Annotated in this window: 20 protein-coding genes; 7 read left to right on the forward strand and 13 right to left on the reverse strand. The window is 72.5% G+C overall.

Translation table 11 applies throughout. From position 1 onward, the window contains the following. Window positions 1–93: 93 nt before the first annotated feature. The 3 genes from ACODT5_RS23495 to lnt all read left to right on the forward strand — a co-directional run bounded on the left by ACODT5_RS23495 (window position 94) and on the right by lnt (window position 2,440). Window positions 94–270, forward strand: coding sequence for a hypothetical protein (locus ACODT5_RS23495; RefSeq protein WP_243339660.1), 177 nt, complete (start codon window positions 94–96; stop codon window positions 268–270). Between the two features lie 69 nt (window positions 271–339). Beyond that, entirely contained in the window at window positions 340–819 is a 480-nt protein-coding gene (locus tag ACODT5_RS23500) for a nuclear transport factor 2 family protein (protein WP_385376034.1), read from the forward strand. Between the two features lie 55 nt (window positions 820–874). Beyond that, window positions 875–2,440, forward strand: coding sequence for an apolipoprotein N-acyltransferase (gene lnt / locus ACODT5_RS23505; RefSeq protein WP_422521273.1), 1,566 nt, complete (start codon window positions 875–877; stop codon window positions 2,438–2,440). 184 nt (window positions 2,441–2,624) lie between these two features. Here lnt and ACODT5_RS23510 read toward each other — a convergent pair whose 3' ends face one another. Continuing rightward, complete coding sequence (locus ACODT5_RS23510; protein ID WP_422521274.1) at window positions 2,625–3,530, reverse strand: Gfo/Idh/MocA family protein; 906 nt, start codon at window positions 3,528–3,530, stop codon at window positions 2,625–2,627. Between the two features lie 82 nt (window positions 3,531–3,612). Here ACODT5_RS23510 and ACODT5_RS23515 point away from each other — a divergent pair, with 82 nt between their 5' ends. Continuing rightward, window positions 3,613–4,137: a DinB family protein gene (locus ACODT5_RS23515; RefSeq protein WP_422521275.1), complete on the forward strand. Its 525-nt coding sequence runs from the start codon at window positions 3,613–3,615 to the stop codon at window positions 4,135–4,137. 72 nt (window positions 4,138–4,209) lie between these two features. Beyond that, entirely contained in the window at window positions 4,210–4,788 is a 579-nt protein-coding gene (locus ACODT5_RS23520) for a hypothetical protein (RefSeq protein ID WP_422521276.1), read from the forward strand. A gap of 68 nt (window positions 4,789–4,856) precedes the next feature. Here ACODT5_RS23520 and ACODT5_RS23525 read toward each other — a convergent pair whose 3' ends face one another. The 10 genes from ACODT5_RS23525 to ACODT5_RS23570 all read right to left on the reverse strand — a co-directional run bounded on the left by ACODT5_RS23525 (window position 4,857) and on the right by ACODT5_RS23570 (window position 12,294). Further along, window positions 4,857–5,357 (reverse strand): hypothetical protein, encoded by a 501-nt coding sequence (locus tag ACODT5_RS23525; protein WP_422521277.1) that lies wholly within the window; start codon window positions 5,355–5,357, stop codon window positions 4,857–4,859. Window positions 5,358–5,453: 96 nt separating this feature from the next. After that, entirely contained in the window at window positions 5,454–6,122 is a 669-nt protein-coding gene (locus tag ACODT5_RS23530) for a uracil-DNA glycosylase (RefSeq protein WP_422525011.1), read from the reverse strand. A gap of 197 nt (window positions 6,123–6,319) precedes the next feature. Beyond that, entirely contained in the window at window positions 6,320–7,903 is a 1,584-nt protein-coding gene (locus ACODT5_RS23535) for an ABC transporter substrate-binding protein (protein WP_422521278.1), read from the reverse strand. Window positions 7,904–8,055: 152 nt separating this feature from the next. Next, entirely contained in the window at window positions 8,056–8,817 is a 762-nt protein-coding gene (locus tag ACODT5_RS23540) for an SDR family oxidoreductase (protein WP_422521279.1), read from the reverse strand. 20 nt (window positions 8,818–8,837) lie between these two features. After that, window positions 8,838–9,599, reverse strand: coding sequence for a 3-oxoacyl-ACP reductase FabG (gene fabG, locus ACODT5_RS23545; RefSeq protein WP_243339669.1), 762 nt, complete (start codon window positions 9,597–9,599; stop codon window positions 8,838–8,840). A gap of 156 nt (window positions 9,600–9,755) precedes the next feature. After that, a complete protein-coding gene (locus ACODT5_RS23550; protein WP_422521280.1) occupies window positions 9,756–10,139 on the reverse strand; it encodes a DUF3037 domain-containing protein in 384 nt (127 codons plus the stop codon). Continuing rightward, entirely contained in the window at window positions 10,136–10,975 is an 840-nt protein-coding gene (locus tag ACODT5_RS23555; protein ID WP_422521281.1) for a HipA family kinase, read from the reverse strand. Before ACODT5_RS23555 ends, ACODT5_RS23550 begins: the two co-directional genes overlap by 4 nt. A 27-nt stretch (window positions 10,976–11,002) precedes the next feature. Then, window positions 11,003–11,380 carry a hypothetical protein gene (locus ACODT5_RS23560; RefSeq protein WP_422521282.1) on the reverse strand — a complete coding sequence of 126 codons (378 nt, stop codon included), beginning with the start codon at window positions 11,378–11,380 and terminating at the stop codon, window positions 11,003–11,005. A 125-nt stretch (window positions 11,381–11,505) separates the two neighbouring features. Next, on the reverse strand, window positions 11,506–11,679 hold the full coding sequence (locus ACODT5_RS23565) for an MMPL family transporter (RefSeq protein WP_422521283.1): 174 nt from the start codon (window positions 11,677–11,679) through the stop codon (window positions 11,506–11,508). Then, window positions 11,680–12,294 carry a cysteine hydrolase family protein gene (locus ACODT5_RS23570; protein WP_422521284.1) on the reverse strand — a complete coding sequence of 205 codons (615 nt, stop codon included), beginning with the start codon at window positions 12,292–12,294 and terminating at the stop codon, window positions 11,680–11,682. A gap of 109 nt (window positions 12,295–12,403) precedes the next feature. Here ACODT5_RS23570 and ACODT5_RS23575 point away from each other — a divergent pair, with 109 nt between their 5' ends. Next, window positions 12,404–12,886, forward strand: a complete 483-nt coding sequence (locus ACODT5_RS23575; RefSeq protein WP_422525012.1) for a pyridoxamine 5'-phosphate oxidase family protein — start codon at window positions 12,404–12,406, stop codon at window positions 12,884–12,886. Window positions 12,887–12,901: 15 nt separating this feature from the next. On the opposite strand, the gene ACODT5_RS23580 is transcribed toward ACODT5_RS23575, so the two are convergent. Next, on the reverse strand, window positions 12,902–13,831 hold the full coding sequence (locus tag ACODT5_RS23580) for a LysR family transcriptional regulator (RefSeq protein ID WP_422521285.1): 930 nt from the start codon (window positions 13,829–13,831) through the stop codon (window positions 12,902–12,904). 74 nt (window positions 13,832–13,905) lie between these two features. Here ACODT5_RS23580 and ACODT5_RS23585 point away from each other — a divergent pair, with 74 nt between their 5' ends. Next, entirely contained in the window at window positions 13,906–14,883 is a 978-nt protein-coding gene (locus tag ACODT5_RS23585; protein WP_422521286.1) for a DMT family transporter, read from the forward strand. A gap of 55 nt (window positions 14,884–14,938) precedes the next feature. Here ACODT5_RS23585 and ACODT5_RS23590 read toward each other — a convergent pair whose 3' ends face one another. Continuing rightward, window positions 14,939–16,270, reverse strand: a complete 1,332-nt coding sequence (locus ACODT5_RS23590) for an aminotransferase class I/II-fold pyridoxal phosphate-dependent enzyme (RefSeq protein ID WP_422521287.1) — start codon at window positions 16,268–16,270, stop codon at window positions 14,939–14,941. Window positions 16,271–16,300: the final 30 nt, after the last annotated feature.

The raw sequence follows: 16,300 nt of genomic DNA on the forward strand, positions 1-16,300 counted from the left end.
CGCGTGAATCGGAGGCCGCCCGGGAACGTTCCCGGGCGGCCTCCGCGTCGTTGTGGAGGGAGAGACCTGAAGACGAACAGCAGGGGGTGTCCCATGGGTCGAGTGGTTCTGGAGCGGTTTCCGGCCGGAAGTCCGAGGGGGAGTTGGCCGGCCGAGGAGTACGCGGCGCAGCGGATGCGCGAGGGCGTGCCCGCGGAGGTGGTGATGGATCTGGCCAGCGACGCGTACCTCGTGGTGGTCCGTCCCCGGGAGGCGCGTTCCGGTCACTGACCCGGGGCCGGAAGATCCGGGCCGCGCACGCCCCTTGGCCTCCGCGGCCCGCGCCCGCACACTGACCCGATGACGCAGCGTGTGGACCTTGCGGGCGTGATGGACCGACTGGCGATCGACGAGCTGGTCACGGGGTACGCCATCGCCGTGGACGACGGCGACTGGGATGCCTACCGCGCCCTGTTCGCCCCGGGCGGGCGGGCCGACTACGCCTCGGCCGGCGGGATCGAGGGCCCGGCCGGGGAGGTCGCGGACTGGCTCGCGGAGACGATGAAGCTGTTCCCGGTGCGCCAGCACCTCATCGTCAACCGGCTGATCCGGATCGCGGACCAGGGCGGCTCCCCCGGTGACACGGCCGAGGTCCGGGCCGACTTCCTCAATCCCATGCGGCTGGCCGGGGAGGAGCCCGACGAGGGAGGCCCCGCCGTCACCGCGCCCAACTTCGTCGCCGCGGGCCGCTACACCTTCGCCGTGACCCGTACCGCCCGGTCCGGCTGGCGGCTCTCGCGGGTCACCGTCCACGAGAAGTGGCGGCACATGTCGTTCTGATGCTTCGACGGGCAGGGCTGTTCCACACTGGAAGCGGAGGCCCTACGACATGCTGATGGTCTCGACGGTCCGGACTGGCTCGAAGCGGGTCCCGTGGTGGCGCGCGCCGGCTGCGGTCACCGCGGGAGCCCTGCCCTGCCTCGCCTTCCCCGCCCCCGCGCTGTGGTGGTTCGCCTACGTCGCCCTCGTGCCCTGGATCCTGCTGCTGAGGTCGGCCCCCACCGGCCGGCGCGCGGCCCTGGAGGGCTGGCTCGGGGGCGCCGGCTTCGTCTTCGCCGTCCACCACTGGCTGCTGCCCAGCCTGCACGTGTTCCTCTTCGCCGTGGCGGCGCTCGTGGGTCTGCTCTGGATTCCCTGGGCACTGCTGGTCCGGAAGCTGCTCGGCGGGGCCCCGGGGCCGGGCCGGGCGGCGGCCGCGCTGGTCCTCGTACCGGCGGGCTGGCTGCTGTCGGAGCTGGCACGGTCCTGGCAGGGGCTGGGCGGGCCGTGGGGGCTGCTCGGTGCCAGTCAGTGGCAGGTTGCGCCCGCGCTGCGGCTGGCTTCGGTGGGCGGGGTCTGGCTGGTCGGCCTGCTGGTCGTGGCGGTGAACTGCGCGCTGGTGCTGCTGATCACCGCGCCGGGGGCGCGGATGGCGGCGGTGGCCGGGGTGACGGGCTGCGCGGTGCTGACGGGGGTGGTGTGGCTGTGGGCACCCCGCCCGGAGCCGGCGGGCTCGCTGCGCGTGGCTCTCGTACAGCCGGGCCCGCTCCCGGACGGCCCGGACGGTGCGGAGCGGCGGTTCGCCGTCGGGGAGCGGCTGACCGGGACCCTGGCCGGGCAGCGGCCGGACCTGGTGGTGTGGGGGGAGAGCAGTGTCGGCGCGGACCTGACGGCCCGCCCGGACCTGGCCCGGCGGCTCGCCGCCCTGTCGGCGCGGGTGGGGGCTCCGCTGCTGGTCAACGTGGACGCGCGGGCCGCCGACCGGCCGGGGATCCGCAAATCGGCGGTGCTCGTCGGTCCCGGGGGCCCGACCGGTGACCGGTACGACAAGATGCGGCTGGTCCCCTTCGGGGAGTACGTGCCGGCCCGCGAGCTGCTGGGCTGGGCCACCTCGGTCGGCAAGGCGGCCGAGGAGAACCGCGTTCCGGGCCGGGCGCCGGTCCTGATGGACCTGCCCGGCCGGGCGGACGTCCGCCTCGGCCCGCTGGTCTGCTTCGAGTCGGCGTTCCCGGACATGAGCCGCCACCTCGCCCGTGAGGGCGCCACCCTGCTGGTCGACCAGTCGGCCACGTCCACCTTCCAGGACAGCTGGGCCCCGGCGCAGCACGCCTCGCTGTCCGCGCTGCGCGCCGCCGAGACCGGCCGCCCCGAGGTCCACTCCACCCTCACCGGCATCAGCGCGGTGCACGGCCCGTCCGGCGAGCGGATCGGGCCGCTGCTGTCCGCTTCGGCGAGTACGGCGCGGGTGTACGAGGTCCCGCTGGCGCGGGGCACGACCCTGTACGTCCGCTTCGGGGACTGGCCGGTGGGCGCCGCACTGGCCGCCCTGGCCGTCTACGGCGCGGCTGCGGGCGCCCGCTCCGTACGGCTCGGGAAACCGGCCGGGGCGCCCGTCGGGACACCCCGGACGCCGACCGGCTAGGTCGTCTCTTTCGGATCTTGTCGGTCAGGCCCGCGTCGTCCGGGGCCGTGCCTCGGCGCGCTGCCGGGGCTCCCGCGTACTGGACGTACTCAGGTGCCCCGGCAGTGCGGCGAGGCGCGGTGCCGGGCGGCGCGGGCCCGGCAAGATCCGAAAGAGACGGCCTAGCCGCCTGCGTCGCGGGCGCTCAGGACGCCTGCTCCAGAGCGGACCTCACCACCCGCTCGCACAGCTCGTGGGTCAGCAGGGCGTCGCGCGCGCTGAGGGTCGTGCCCGCGGCGACGGCCTCCAGGAAGGCGTCGACAACCTGCTCGATGCCGCGCTGGCGGGCCACCGACACCCAGTCCCCGCGCCGCCGGACCGTGGGCTGGCCCTTGTGGTCGATGACCTCCGCGAGGTTCACGACCTGCCGCTTGGTGTCCTGTCCGGACACTTCCAGCACCTCCTCCGTGGAACCGGAGAGGCGGTTCATGATGCCGAGCGCGGTGAAGCCCGTACCGGACAGCTGGAGCACCACCTGGCTCATCAGGCCGTCGCGCACCACGGCCCGTACGTCGACCTGGTCGGCCTCGCCGGGCAGCAGGAAGCGCAGGGTGTCGACGACGTGGATGAAATCGTCCAGGACGAAGGTCCGTACGTCCTCGGGCAGGCCGACCCGGTTCTTCTGCATGACGATCAGGTCGCGCGCGTGGTCGGCGCACTGTGCGTAGCCGGGCGCGTGGCGGCGGTTGAAGCCGACGGCGAGGGAGACCCCGCGCTCTTCGGCCAGTTCGACCAGGCGGCGCGATTCCGCGAGCTCGTAGGCGATCGGCTTGTCGACGTACGTCGGCACGCCCGCTTCCAGCAGCCGTTCCACGATCTCGGGGTGGACGGCGGTCGGGGCGTGCACGAAGGCCGCGTCGAGCTTCTGCGCGAGCAGCGAGTCGAGGTCGGTGTGCAGGCGTTCGGCCGGGACGCGGAGCTGGGAGCCGACCCGTTCGAGGGTGGCCGGGGTCCGGGTCTGCAGGTGCAGTTCGAGCCCCGGGCGGGTGGTCAGGACGGGCAGGTACGCCTTCTGCGCGATGTCGCCGAGTCCGATACAGCCGACCTTCACCGGGACCTCCAGGTTTGTTCCTTGTGGGAGTACGCAGCCTAATCGTTGGTGACCACCCCCGTGTTCGACCAGGATGGAACCCATGACGATCAGTGATGGATCCCACCGTCCCGAACCTTCCACCACGGCCGACGAGCGCGAGATGCTCGACGGCTGGCTCGACTACCACCGCTCCACCCTGGCCTGGAAGTGCGAGGGGCTGTCCGACGCGCAGTTGCGCACCACCCCGCTGCTGCCGTCCGGACTGAGCCTGCTGGGGCTGGTGCGGCACATGAGCGAGGTGGAGCGGTACTGGTTCCGGGAGATCATGCTGGACGAGGAGCTTCCCGAGCTGTACAGCAGCCACGAGAACCCCGACGGGGACTTCCAGTTCGCCGACGGGGACACCTGGGCCGAGGCCGAGCAGGTGTGGCAGACCGAGATCGAGCTGGCCCGGCAGGCCGCGGCCGGCCAGTCCCTGGACCTCGCCTCGAAGCCCGAGAGCCACCGCCGGGGCGAGGTGTTCAGCCTGCGCTGGGTCTACAACCACATGATCGAGGAGTACGCGCGCCACAACGGCCACGCGGACCTGCTGCGGGAGCACATCGACGGCGTCACGGGCGAGTAGCCGTCACCCGTGCGGGGTGAATATCGGCTCCGGGTTTTCGCAAGAGGGGCCTCGCACAGCAGAGTTGTGTGAGTGCATCCAACCCGAACCACGACAAAACTGCTGCTCGGCGTCGCCTGTGCGGTCTCGGCCGTCTCCGGCTGCGTGAACGTGACCCCGGCCCCCCTGCAGCCGGCGGCCGCCCCCGGCACCCCGGGGGCGCCGCCCAGGCACGAGACCCGCGGCGGGCCGGGGGCCGCGCCGGTGGTCGTGCGGGCGCCCGCCCTGGAGGCGCTGGAGGCCGTGGAGGCGGTGCCGGGCCGGCCGGCCGGGCCGGCGCCCTCCGCCTCGGGCCGGTCCGCCGTCCCGCGGGCCGGAGCCCCGGCCGCCGGAGACGGCCGGGCGGGAGCCCGGGCAGCACCGGCGGCGACTGCGCCGGTCCCGGACATCCCGGAGCCCCGGCAGCACGGCGGGCACCGCGAGCACGCCGACGGGCGTCCGGGCGGGCAGCGCCCGGACCGGCCCCGGTCCGGGGGCGATGAGGTGCCGCGCGAGCTGGTGCGGGAGTTGCCGGTGCGGCCGGCCGACGTGTGCGCGCTGGGCCGCCGGCACGGGCGCTGGCACCCGGACAGCCCGGAGGCCCGCATCTGCGCGGGCGTCCAGGGCGGCTGACCCACACCTGCCGGCCGACACCGGCCGACCGAGACCGGCCGACCTACACCGGCCGGGACCTGCTCCCGCTACTGGGTCTGCTCCGGGAACGGTCGGGGCCCCTCCCCCGGTTCCGCCGCCAGCCGCCGCTCCAGGCGGGCGATGGCGGCCCGTACGCCGTTCCCGTACCCGTCGTCGGCCAGGACCCCGGTGGCGGCGCGGGCCCGCGCCAGGTGGATGCGGGCCGCCTCCGGGCGCCGTAGCTTCACGTAGTCGGCGGCCAGGCTCAGGTGCAGCGACGGGTAGAAGACCCGGACGGCCGAGGGCGGGCCGGGACCGTCGGCGTCGGAGTGCGCGGCGGCCAGGGCCCGCAGGTCCCAGGCCAGCTCCTCGGTGGGGTCGTCCTGCGCGTCGGCGAGGTAGTGCGCGAGCGTGCAGCGGTGCAGGGAGTCGCCCTCCGCGGCGATCTCGGACCAGATCTCGCCGAGCCGGTTGCGGGCCTCCTCGCGGTCGCCGGCGTGCAGCAGGATGGCCGCCTGGCCGATCCTGGTCATGACGGCGTCCTCGGACGCCTCCTGCTGCTCCGTCAACGCGGCCTCCGGCTTGTTCCTGTCAGACCTGCTCCGGTCTGATCATCAAGACGCTAGCCGGAGGCACGGTCAATGCCGCCTAGGCGCGGTCGGGCGTCAGCCCAGGTCGGGGATCCGCCAGTCGATCGGCGCATGGCCCTGGGCGGCGACGGCCTCGTTGATCTGGGTGAACGGCCGGGAGCCGAAGAACTTCTTGGCCGACAGCGGGGAGGGGTGGGCGCCCTTGACGACCGCGTGCCGCTCCTCGTCGATCAGCGGGAGCTTCTTCTGCGCGTACGCCCCCCAGAGGACGAAGACGACCGGGTCGGGGCGCGCGGCCACCGCGCGGATCACCGCGTCGGTGAACTTCTCCCAGCCCTTGCCCTTGTGCGAGTTGGGCTCCGCCTCGCGGACGGTGAGCACCGCGTTGAGCAGCAGGACGCCCTGTTCGGCCCACGGCATCAGATAGCCGTTGTCCGGGACTGGGGTGCCCAGCTCGGCCTGCATCTCCTTGTAGATGTTGCGCAGCGAGGGCGGGGTCTTCACGCCCGGCTGCACGGAGAAGCACAGGCCGTGGCCCTGGCCGGCGCCGTGGTACGGGTCCTGGCCGAGGACCAGTACCTTCACCTCGTCGAACGCGGTGGCCTCCAGGGCGGCGAAGACCTGCTCGCGGGGCGGGTAGACCGGCCCGTTCGCCCGCTCCTTCTCGACGAACTCGGTGAGTTCTTTGAAGTAGGGCTGGTCCAGCTCCCCGCCGAGGACGGGGAGCCAGGACTCGGGCAGCATCTGGGTCACGGCGACAACCTCCGGTACGCGTTGTTCGGGACTTCACGTCCGCGCGCATGCGCGGTCTGCACGCATGCGCGCTCGCGCAACTGCTTCGCGCGACGGATCAAGAACTTACCGGTGACCACTGACAACGCGGCGCCCGCCCACCCCGCCCGGGTGGGCGGTGCGGACGGGCGGGGCGGCGTACGGGCCTGCTACCAGCTGGTCTTGCGGTACAGCTCCCACAGCTGCATGACGGTCTGCGGGTCGAGCGCCCGCTCCGCGCCGGCGATGTCCTCGCGGGCGGCGACGTACAGCTTGCCCTGCCACAGGGGCAGCAGCCGGACGTCGTCGGCGAAGATCTGCTGGGCCTTCTCGAACTCGTGGACACCGGCCGACCGGTCGCTCTCGCGGCGGGACTTGGGCAGGAGGACGCTCACGATCTCGTTGGACTCGTACGGGGTGCCGACCGCGTTCTCCTTGCCGACGAACGGCGCGATGAAGTTGTCCGGGTCCGGGAAGTCGGGGAACCAGCCGCGGCCGAAGACCGGGTAGTCGCCCTTCTTGTAGCCCTCCTGGAAGGCCTTCCAGGGCTGCCCGCGCAGGGTGATCTTGAAGAGCCCGCTCTCGTCGAGCTGGCGCTTGAGCTCGGTGAACTCGTCCGCGGTGGAGGCGCCGTAGCGGTCGGTGGTGTACCAGAAGGTGAGGTCCACCGGCGTGGGGATCCCGGCTTCCTTGAGGGTCTTCTTGGCCTTGGCCACGTCCGGCTGGCCGTACGTGTCGTAGAACGGCGTCTTGTGGCCGACGACCCCCTTGGGGACCATCGAGTAGAGCGGCTCGGCGGTGCCCTGGTAGACCTGCGAGACGAGCGCCCCGCGGTCGACGATCTGCGCGATCGCCCGGCGCACCTCGACCTTGGCCACCTGCTGGTCCTTGGGGTTGAAGACCAGGTAGCGGATCTCCGAGCCGACGTTCTCGACGACCTGGACACCCGCGTCGTGCGAGGCGGGGGCCTGGAGGTCCTTGACCTCCTCGGCGGAGAGGCCGCGGTACGTCGCGTCGATCTCCTTGCCCTTGAGGGCCGCGATCATCTTCTTGGAGTCCGCGAAGTAGCGGATGGTCGCCCCGCCGTTGCGGCGCTTGGCGAAGCCGTTGTAGCCGTCGTTGCGGTTCAGGACCGCCTCGCTGCCCTCTTTGTACGACTCGAGGGTGTACGGGCCGGAGCCGGTGACCTTGTCGCCCTCGCGCAGCTTGTCGGCCGGGTACTGCTTCGGCGAGACCAGCGAGGCGGCCGGGGAGCCGAGCACGAAGGGGAAGGTGGCGTCCGGGGTGTTCAGGTGGAAGACCACCGTCTGCGCGTCCGGTGCCTCGATCTTGTCGAGGCTGCCGAAGAGGGCCTTGGGGCCGGACGGGGCGTCGATGGTCTTGATCCGGTCGAGGGAGTGCTTGACGGCCTTCGCGTCCAGCGGCTCGCCGTCGGAGAACTTCAGGCCCTTGCGTATGGTGCAGCGGTACGACTCGTTCCCGGAGTCGGTGAACTCGCAGCTCTGGGCGGCGTCCGGCTGGGGCTTGGTGGCACCCGTGGGGAACGCCAGCAGGGTCTGGTAGACGTTCCGGTACAGCTCCCAGGAACCATCCCAGGCCGCGGCCGGATCGAGGGTCGTGGGTGCGCTCGTCGTTCCGACGACAATCCGCTGTTCGCCATTGCCGCCGTCGTCCGAGAACAGGCCGCATCCGGAGAGCAGGGATATGGACGCAACGGCCGCAGTGATCTGCAGGCATCTGGTCCGGTTGAACACGTGCACGCTCCTCGATCAGCCAGGGGTGCGGCAGACCCTACCGCAGAGCATCACGAAACCAATGGGTAGGTTTCGTGCGGCACTTGACCGATTACGTGCCCATTCGGTACGCATTTGCCTCCTCTCGAGAGGCAAATGCGTCCGATTATCGGTCAGTGCACTCCGGCATTGAGGAACATTCCCCCGTCAACGACCAGAGTTTGTCCCGTGATCCATTCCGCTTGTGCAGATGTAAGAAAAGCGGCGGCCCCTCCGATGTCCTCCGGGACCCCGAGCCGGCCCAGCGGATAGGCCGCGGCCGCCTCCTGCTCCCGGCCCTCGTAGAGCGCCTGCGCGAACCTGGTCTTCACCACCGCGGGCGCGATCGCGTTGACCCTGACCCCCGGAGCCATCTCGTGGGCGAGCTGGAGGGTCAGGTTGACCATGGCCGCCTTGCTCATCCCGTACGCCCCGATGAAGGGCGAGGCGGAGACGCCGGCGATCGAGGCGATGTTGACGATCGCGCCGCCGTTCTCCTTCTGCCAGGCGTGCCAGGTCCGCTGGGCGAAGCCGAGCGCCGAGATCACGTTGGTCTCGAAGACCTTGCGGGCCACCCCGAGGTCCAGGTCGGCGATCGGCCCGAAGACCGGATTGGTCCCCGCGTTGTTGATCAGGAAGTCGACGCGGCCGAAGGCCTCCATCGTGCGCTCCACGGCGACGGCCTGGTGGGCCTCGTCGTGCGCCTTGCCCGCGACCGAGATCACCCGGTCCGCACCGAGCCGCTCGACGGCCTCCTTGAGGGCCTCCTCGTTGCGGCCGGTGATGCAGAGCCGGTCGCCGCGCGCCACCAGGGCCTCGGCGATGCCGTAGCCGATGCCCCGGCTCGCCCCGGTGATCAGCGCGACCCTGCCGCTGTCCGTTCCGTCGTACGTCATGACGTGAACCCTGCCTTCTCTCAGCTGAGCGGGCCGCCGGCCACGTACATGACCTGGCCGGAGACGAAGCCGGCGGCCTCGCCGGTGAAGAAGGCGATCGCGTTGGCCACGTCGTCCGGGCGCCCGACGCGCTGCACCGGGATCTGGGTGGCGGCCGCGGCCTGGAAGTCCTCGAAGTCCATGCCGACCCGGGCGGCCGTGTGCGCGGTCATCTCGGTGACGATGAAACCGGGGGCGACGGCGTTCGCGGTGATGCCGAACTTGCCGAGCTCGATGGCCAGGGTCTTGGTGAAGCCCTGCAGACCGGCCTTGGCCGCCGAGTAGTTGGCCTGGCCGCGGTTGCCGAGCGCGGAGCTGCTGGAGAGGCTCACGATCCGGCCGAACTTGGCTGCCACCATGTGCTTCTGACAGGCCTTCGACATCAGGAACGCCCCGCGCAGGTGCACGTTCATGACGGTGTCCCAGTCGGTGTCGCTCATCTTGAAGAGCAGGTTGTCCCGCAGCACACCCGCATTGTTGACCAGGATGGTCGGGGCGCCGAGCAGGCTCACCACCCGCTCGACGGCCGCCTCGACCTGCGCGCTGTCGGAGACGTCGCAGCCGATCGCGACGGCCGTTCCGCCGGCCGCCGTGATCGTCTCCACGGTGTCCTTGCAGGCCGCCTCGTCCAGGTCGAGGACGGCGACCGCCCGGCCTTCGGCGGCCAGGCGTACGGCGGTGGCCGCGCCGATGCCCCGGGCCGCCCCGGTCACGATCGCGACGCGCTGCTCGGTGGTGGACATGCTGGATCTCCTCGCCCTCGAAGAAGCGGCCCCTCAGGGGTGAGCAACCGCTTAGTAGCTTCAGCTGAGGAGACGCTAGGAGCCCTGGCACCCCGTGTCAACGGGGAGCGGATCCGGCCCCGCCGCCGGACGGCCGGCCGGGGCTCCACCACCCGGCTACCGGACCAGCAGGTCCAGCAGCCGCTCCACCTCCAGCGCGGGATCGGCCGTCAGGCCGATGTGCACCGGGCCGGGCTGCACGACGGTGCTCCGCGGTGCGATCAGCCACCGGAACCGCCGCCCCGCGTCGTCGCCGGCCGCCTGGCCCGCGAACTCGCCGCCCGTGCACACTCCCTCGACCCCGCGCAACGCGGCCCGTACCCCGGCCACGTCGGCCCCCGGATCCAGCGCGAGGAGCTTCGCCTCGTCCAGATGGGTGCGCGCGGCGACGTAGGAATGCGCCCGGCAGTAGACGATCACACCGGCGTTGAAACACTCCCCGCGCTCCATCCGGGGCACCACCCGCACCAGCGCGTACTCGAACACGTCCCGCTTGATCACTCGCTGTCGCTCTTCATCTTCCGGGGACGGGGGTCGAGGCGGTCGGCGAGCCAGCCGGGCGGACCCGACCGGACCTTCACCTCGGCCTCCATCGTGATCCTCTCGTGGATCGTGGCCGCGCGCGGCAGCAGGGCCTCCACGTAGGCGCGGCGCAGCGCGTCGGTGGAGTCGAAGCCCGGCTCGTCGACCAGCCACTCGTCGGGCACGTCGGCGGCGACCTCGGTGAGCAGTTCCTCGGTGACCAGCGGCGCGAGCGCGGCCGCCGCCGCGGCGATGTCCGGGCCGACCGGGGCCAGTACGTGGTCGGAGGCGTTGTACGGCTTGGCGGCGGCGCTCGCGGCGGTGGGCCAGTTGTGGTGCCAGATCATGGTGGCGCCGTGGTCGATGAGCCAGAGGTCCCCGTGCCAGACCAGCATGTTGGGGTTGCGCCAGGACCGGTCGACGTTGTTGATCAGTGCGTCGAACCAGACCACGCGCCCCGCCTCCACCGGGTCCACCTGGTACGCGAGCGGGTCGAAGCCGATCGAGCCGGGGAGGTAGTCCATCCCGAGGTTCAGACCGCCGCTGGCCTTCAGCAGCTCCTGGACCTCCTGGTCGGGCTCGCCGAGCCCGATGACCGGGTCGAGCTGCATCTGCACCAGCCGAGGGACGCGCAGCCCCAGCCGCTGGGCCAGCCGCCCGCAGACGACCTCGGCGACCAGGGTCTTGCGCCCCTGACCGGCTCCGGTGAACTTCATGACGTACGTGCCGAGATCGTCGGCCTCCACGATTCCCGGGAGCGAGCCGCCCTCACGCAGGGGCGTCACATAGCGGGTCGCGATCACTTCTGTGAGCATTTTCCCAGGCTATCCGGCGATCATGGTTCACGATCCACGGTTTTCCCGGGGCCGGTCGTACCGCGCGAGCGGGTTCACGCGCCGGGCGACGTCCGCCGCGCCGCACCACAGGGCGCCCGCCCCGGCGGCCCCGAAGAGGGCCGCGTACGCCAGGAGCATCAGCCCGATCAGGTCGGTCGGATAGGGCATCGCGCCGGGGCCCCAGCCGGCGAGCACCTCTCCGACGAGGGGGATGTTCGCCCGGTCCCCCCGCCACCACAGACCGGACGGACAGCCGGCCAGGAAGGTCCCGGCCCAGAGCCAGGACCCCGCCCGTACGGCCTGATCCTGCCGTGCCCGCCTGACCGCCGCCGCATGCACGATCGCCGTGGCCGTGGCCACCGCGTCCGCCGCCTCGTCTTCCATGGACCTGACGCTCCTCTCCGGCCGGGCCTTCGCGTGACGCGCGATCCCCGACCGCCGCGTCCCGGGGCAGGACCGTCCGGTCATGATCGGGCGAGGAGGCTTCAACTTCCAGGCATCGGTCCGCGTCAGATCCCCGGCGTCGCGGATTCCTGACGCCGGCGACCGCGCGGGCCCGTCCCCGACAAGGCGTCCGGGAACCACCAGGTGGACCGCCCGAGGAGGGTGATCAGGGCCGGGGTGAGGAGGCCACGGACGACGGTGGCGTCGATGACGATGCCCGTCGCGACGGAGGGGATCAATCAGCGCGCCGGGGCCCACTGCGCCAGCAGGGCTTCGGCCGTGGTGATGGCCGCGACGAGGGAGAGGGAGTTGCGGATCACCTCGGCGGTGGAGGCTGCGGGCACCCCGGCGATGGCGTCGGAGGGGACCACGACCTGGTAGCCGAGGTTCACCGCGTCGAAGACGGTGTTCGGGATCGCGATGTTGGAGGAGACCCCGGTGACGACGAGGGTGCGGATGCCGAGGTTGCGCAGCAGGGCGTCCAGGTCGGTGCCCGCCATCGGGGAGAGTCCGTGCAGCCGGCGCACCACGAGGTCCTGCTCGGTGACGGTGATGGGCGCGGCGACCTCCACGGCCGGGCTTCCGGTCAGCTGGCGCACCGGCAGCCTGTCGGCGGCCCGGAACAGCCGGGCGTTGCTGTTGGCCCCGAGCCCGTCCGGCCGCCGCTCGGCGACGGCGTGCAGCACCTGTACCCCGGCCCCGCGCGCGGCCTCGACCAGCGCGGCGACCCGGTCCAGCATGCCGGAGTCCCGCGCCTCCTTCGCCAGTTCCGGCAGGGCGCTCTCCTCGCCGACGACACCGTTCTGGCATTCGACGGTGAGCAGTGCGGTGGTGGCGGGATCGAGATCGGCCATGGCTCCCCCTGGCGTGGCGACGGAAGAGCACGCATGATTCCTGACACATAGTCAGATGTGAAGGGGCGCGGACCATATGGACAGCACACCCGTGGACGGCACACCACCCATGGAACCCGCGGACGGGGCGCCCGCGGACAGGGCGCAGCGGCGGGGCCGCCGCATCATGATGACCGAGGAGGAGACGAACGCCTTCCTGCGCGAGCAGCGCACCTGCCGGGTGGCCACCGTCTCCCCCGACGGGCGCCCGCACGTGGGCGCGCTCTGGTTCGTCTGGGACGGCACCTCCCTGTGGCTGTACTCGATCACCCGCAGCCGCCGTTGGTCCGACCTCCGCAAGGACCCCCGCGTCTCGGTGGTCGTGGACGCCGGCGAGGCCTACGACGAACTGCGCGGGGTGGAACTGTCCGGCACGGCCGTCTTCGTGGGCGAGGCCCCCCGTACGGGCGAGCCGTGCGAGGAACTGGCGGAGCCGGAGCGCCTCTTCCCCGTCAAGAACTTCGGCATCACGGAGATGCCGCACGACGGACGGCACGCCTGGATCCGGCTGACACCGGATTCGATCGTGTCCTGGGACTTCCGCAAGATCTAGGGGGTGCCCGGCCGGTCAGGCAGGGCTCACGGTGCTCTTCTCCCCGGCAGCAGCCGAGGCCGCCCTCCTCAAGGCCTCGACGGCGGCCCGGATCGACGGGCGGCGGTCGGCGTCCGCCCGCCAGACGACGTACACGTGGCGCCGGACGCTGTCGCGCACCGGCAGCAGCCGGACCCCCGGCGGCACGGGTCCGCGTCCCAGCCGGGGGGCCACGCACACGCCCAGTCCGGCCTCCACGAAGGCCAGTTGGGTGTGGTGCTCCTCCGCGATGTGCGCGATCCGGGGCTCGATGCCGGTACCCCGCAGGGTGGAGACGAGCCACTCGTGGCAGAACTGCCCCTCGGTCCAGGAGATCCAGTCGTCACCGCCGAACTCGGCCAGGGAGATCCCGTCGCGGCCGGCCAGCGGATGCCCCACCGGCACGGCGATGTCCATGGAGTCGTCCAGGAGATGGGTCCGCGTGAGCTCGGCCGGTACGGGCATCCGCTTGTTGTGCCAGTCGATGGCGAGGGCCATGTCCAGGTCGCCCCGCACGACGGCGGTCATGCTCTCCTCCGGCTCCTGCTCCCGTACCCGGGGCCGAAGTTCGGGGTGCTCGGCGCGCAACTGCGCGAGAACCTGGGGCAGTAGCCCGCGCATGGCGGTGGGGAAGGCGCCGATCCGCAGCTCGCCGACCGCGCACCCGCGCCGGGCCTCGACATCGGCCTGGGCGAGCTCGACCTGGGAGATGATCCGGGCGGCGTGCTCGGCGAGGAGCCGGCCGGCGTCGGTGAGCCGGACCCCGCGCCCGTTCTTGGCCAGGAGCGGCTGGCCGACCTCCCGTTCCAGCTTCGCCATCTGCTGGGACACGGCGGAGGTGGTGACGTGGAGCCCGTCGGCGGCGCCGCTGACGGAGCCGTGGCGGGCGAGGGCATCGAGGGTACGCAGCCGCTCCAGGTTCAACATGTAAGCAATCCTACGACGTCGCCCCCAACAACTTTCGCTTGTCCTAAGAGGTCGCGAGGGCCAGAGTTGCTCTCATGAGCGCCCCCAGCACCCCGGTCCCGCCGCTGTCCCCGATCTCCACCCCTGCCCCTGCCCCCGCCGCCACCACCGCCACCGCCACCGCGAAGGCTCCCACCACCGCCCGGCTGGACTGGCGCCTGCGCTTCGCGATCCTCTCGGTGATCTGGGGCTTCAGCTTCCTGCTGATCAAGGTGGGCACGGAGGCGTACGCCCCGTTCCAGGTGGCCCTCGGCCGGGTCTTCTTCGGCGCGCTCGCCCTGCTCACGGTGCTCCTGATCCGCCGCGAACCGCTCCCCCGGGGCAGGCGCACCTGGGCCCACCTGTCGGTGGCGGCCCTGCTGCTCAACACCGCCCCGTTCTCCCTCTTCGCGTACGCGGAACTGACCATCCCCTCCAGCCTGGCGGGCATCTGCAACGCCACCTCGCCGCTGTGGGGCATGGCCCTCTCGCTGGTCGCGCTCTCCGAGGACCGCCCGACGCGCCGCCGCTTCGCCGGCCTGGGTCTGGGCTTCCTCGGCGTGCTGACCGTCCTCGGCGCCTGGCAGGGCTTCTCGGGCCTCGACGCCAAGGGCACCGCGCTCGCCCTGCTGGCCGCGCTCTGCTACCCGATCGGCTGGATCTACGTACGCCGCACCCTGGCCGCCACTCCCGGTTCCCCGGTCGCCCTGACCGGCGCCCAGCTCCTGGTCTCCACCCTCCAACTGGCAGTGGTCAGCGCCCTGTTCACCTCGGCCCCCACCTCGTTCCCGCTCTGGCCCACCCTGTCGGTGATCGCCCTGGGCGCCCTGGGCACGGGCATGGCCCTCCAGATGCAGTACGGCCTGGTCACGGAGATCGGCCCGACCACCGCACAGATGGTCACGTACTTCATCCCGGTCATCGCGACGACGGCGGGCGTCCTCCTCCTGAACGAGCAGCTCCACTGGAACACCCCGGTGGGCGCCGCCATCGTCCTGGCCGGCGCGGCCCTCACCCAGACCAGACGCCGCTGAGGCCCGCCGCCACGCTCCCGCCCTCCCCGGGCGGCGGGCGCCGGGCGGGCGCCCGTCAGTCCAGCCGCCCCCCGGACGCCGGGCGGACGGCCGCGGCCACCGCGTCCGCCAGCCCCGGTACGTCCGCCAGGGACAGCGTCGACATCGTCATCCGCACCGCCGGCCCGGATTCCACCCGGAAGCGGGCCCCCGGAGCGACCGCCCAGCCCGAGCCCAGCAGGCGCGTCACCACCGCCGTCTCCTCGGCGACGGGCACCCACACGTTCATCCCGCTCCGCCCCTGCGCGCGCACCCCGCGCCGGGCCAGCTCCGCGACCAGTCCGTCCCGGCGCTCCCCGTAGGACCGCGCGACCGCCACGTGGTCGACCGCTCCGGCCTGCCACAGCTCCACCGCCGTGTACTGCAGCAGCCTGCTCACCCACCCCGGGCCCAGCCGCTGCCGCCCGCGGACCCGGTCGAGCGTGATCCCGTCCCCGGTCAGCACGGCGAGCCGCAGGTCCGGTGCGTACGCCTTGGCGGTGGAGCGGATCAGCACCCAGTGGCGGGTCGCCCCGCCCAGCACGTTCAGCGGCAGGTCCACGATGCCGTGTCCGTGGTCGTCGTCGATGACCAGCACGTCCGGGTGTCCGGCGAGCACCGCCCGCAGTTCCGCGGCCCGCTCCGCGCTCACCGCCGCCCCGGTCGGATTCTGCGCCCGGGCCGTCACGAGCAGCGCCCGCACCCCCTGGGCCAGCGCCCGTTCCACCGCGTCGGGCAGCGGGCCGTCGTCATCCACGGCCACCGGCACCACCCGTAGCCCCAGCGCCGGGACGAGGTCGAGCACGCTCCCCCACCCCGGATCCTCCACCGCCACCGCGTCTCCGGGGCGCAGGTGAGCGGCCAGCACCCGTTCGATGCCGTCCAGCGCGCCCGAGGTCACCGCCACCTCCCCGGCCGGCACCCCGTCCTCGTCGAAGGCGGCCCTGGCGAGCCGCGCCAGCTCCGGGACGACCGGGTCGTGGCCGTAGAGCGTCGGCTCCGCCGCGTACCGGCGCGCCGCGCCCGCCAGGGCGTCGCCCAGCGCGGGCAGCAGCCGCACGTCCGGGTTCCCGGAGGCGATGCCGCGCACCCCCGCCGGGACGACCATGCGCAGCTGGTCGCGCGGCGCGGTCGCCGGGCGGGCCCGCACCCGACTGCCGCGCCGCCCGTCGGTCTCGATGACCCCGCGCTCGCGCAGCGTGCGGTACGCCGCGGCCACGGTGTTGGGGTTCACCCCCAGCACGCCCGCGAGCTCCCGCATCGGCGGCAACAGCGCTCCCGGCTCGAGCGCGCCCGAGGCGACGCCCGCTTCCACACTCGCGGCGATTTCCGATGCGCGCCGCCCGATGATCAGATACTCTCCTAGCACAAAGCCAAGTATGCACTAATGCAACGGAGT

Origin of the sequence: Streptomyces tatrensis (assembly GCF_049310065.1) — a bacterium.
In the GTDB taxonomy this organism is placed as follows: domain Bacteria; phylum Actinomycetota; class Actinomycetes; order Streptomycetales; family Streptomycetaceae; genus Streptomyces.

Coding starts and splice junctions, on each gene's coding strand:
- ACODT5_RS23495 (WP_243339660.1), top strand. CDS start 94: ATGGGTCGAGTGGTTCTGGAGCGGTTTCCGGCCGGAAGTCCGAGGGGG.
- ACODT5_RS23500 (WP_385376034.1), top strand. CDS start 340: ATGACGCAGCGTGTGGACCTTGCGGGCGTGATGGACCGACTGGCGATC.
- lnt (WP_422521273.1), top strand. CDS start 875: ATGGTCTCGACGGTCCGGACTGGCTCGAAGCGGGTCCCGTGGTGGCGC.
- ACODT5_RS23515 (WP_422521275.1), top strand. CDS start 3,613: ATGACGATCAGTGATGGATCCCACCGTCCCGAACCTTCCACCACGGCC.
- ACODT5_RS23530 (WP_422525011.1), bottom strand. CDS start 6,122: ATGCTGCCCGAGTCCTGGCTCCCCGTCCTCGGCGGGGAGCTGGACCAG.
- ACODT5_RS23540 (WP_422521279.1), bottom strand. CDS start 8,817: ATGACGTACGACGGAACGGACAGCGGCAGGGTCGCGCTGATCACCGGG.
- fabG (WP_243339669.1), bottom strand. CDS start 9,599: ATGTCCACCACCGAGCAGCGCGTCGCGATCGTGACCGGGGCGGCCCGG.
- ACODT5_RS23555 (WP_422521281.1), bottom strand. CDS start 10,975: ATGCTCACAGAAGTGATCGCGACCCGCTATGTGACGCCCCTGCGTGAG.
- ACODT5_RS23560 (WP_422521282.1), bottom strand. CDS start 11,380: ATGGAAGACGAGGCGGCGGACGCGGTGGCCACGGCCACGGCGATCGTG.
- ACODT5_RS23570 (WP_422521284.1), bottom strand. CDS start 12,294: ATGGCCGATCTCGATCCCGCCACCACCGCACTGCTCACCGTCGAATGC.
- ACODT5_RS23575 (WP_422525012.1), top strand. CDS start 12,404: ATGGAACCCGCGGACGGGGCGCCCGCGGACAGGGCGCAGCGGCGGGGC.
- ACODT5_RS23580 (WP_422521285.1), bottom strand. CDS start 13,831: ATGTTGAACCTGGAGCGGCTGCGTACCCTCGATGCCCTCGCCCGCCAC.
- ACODT5_RS23585 (WP_422521286.1), top strand. CDS start 13,906: ATGAGCGCCCCCAGCACCCCGGTCCCGCCGCTGTCCCCGATCTCCACC.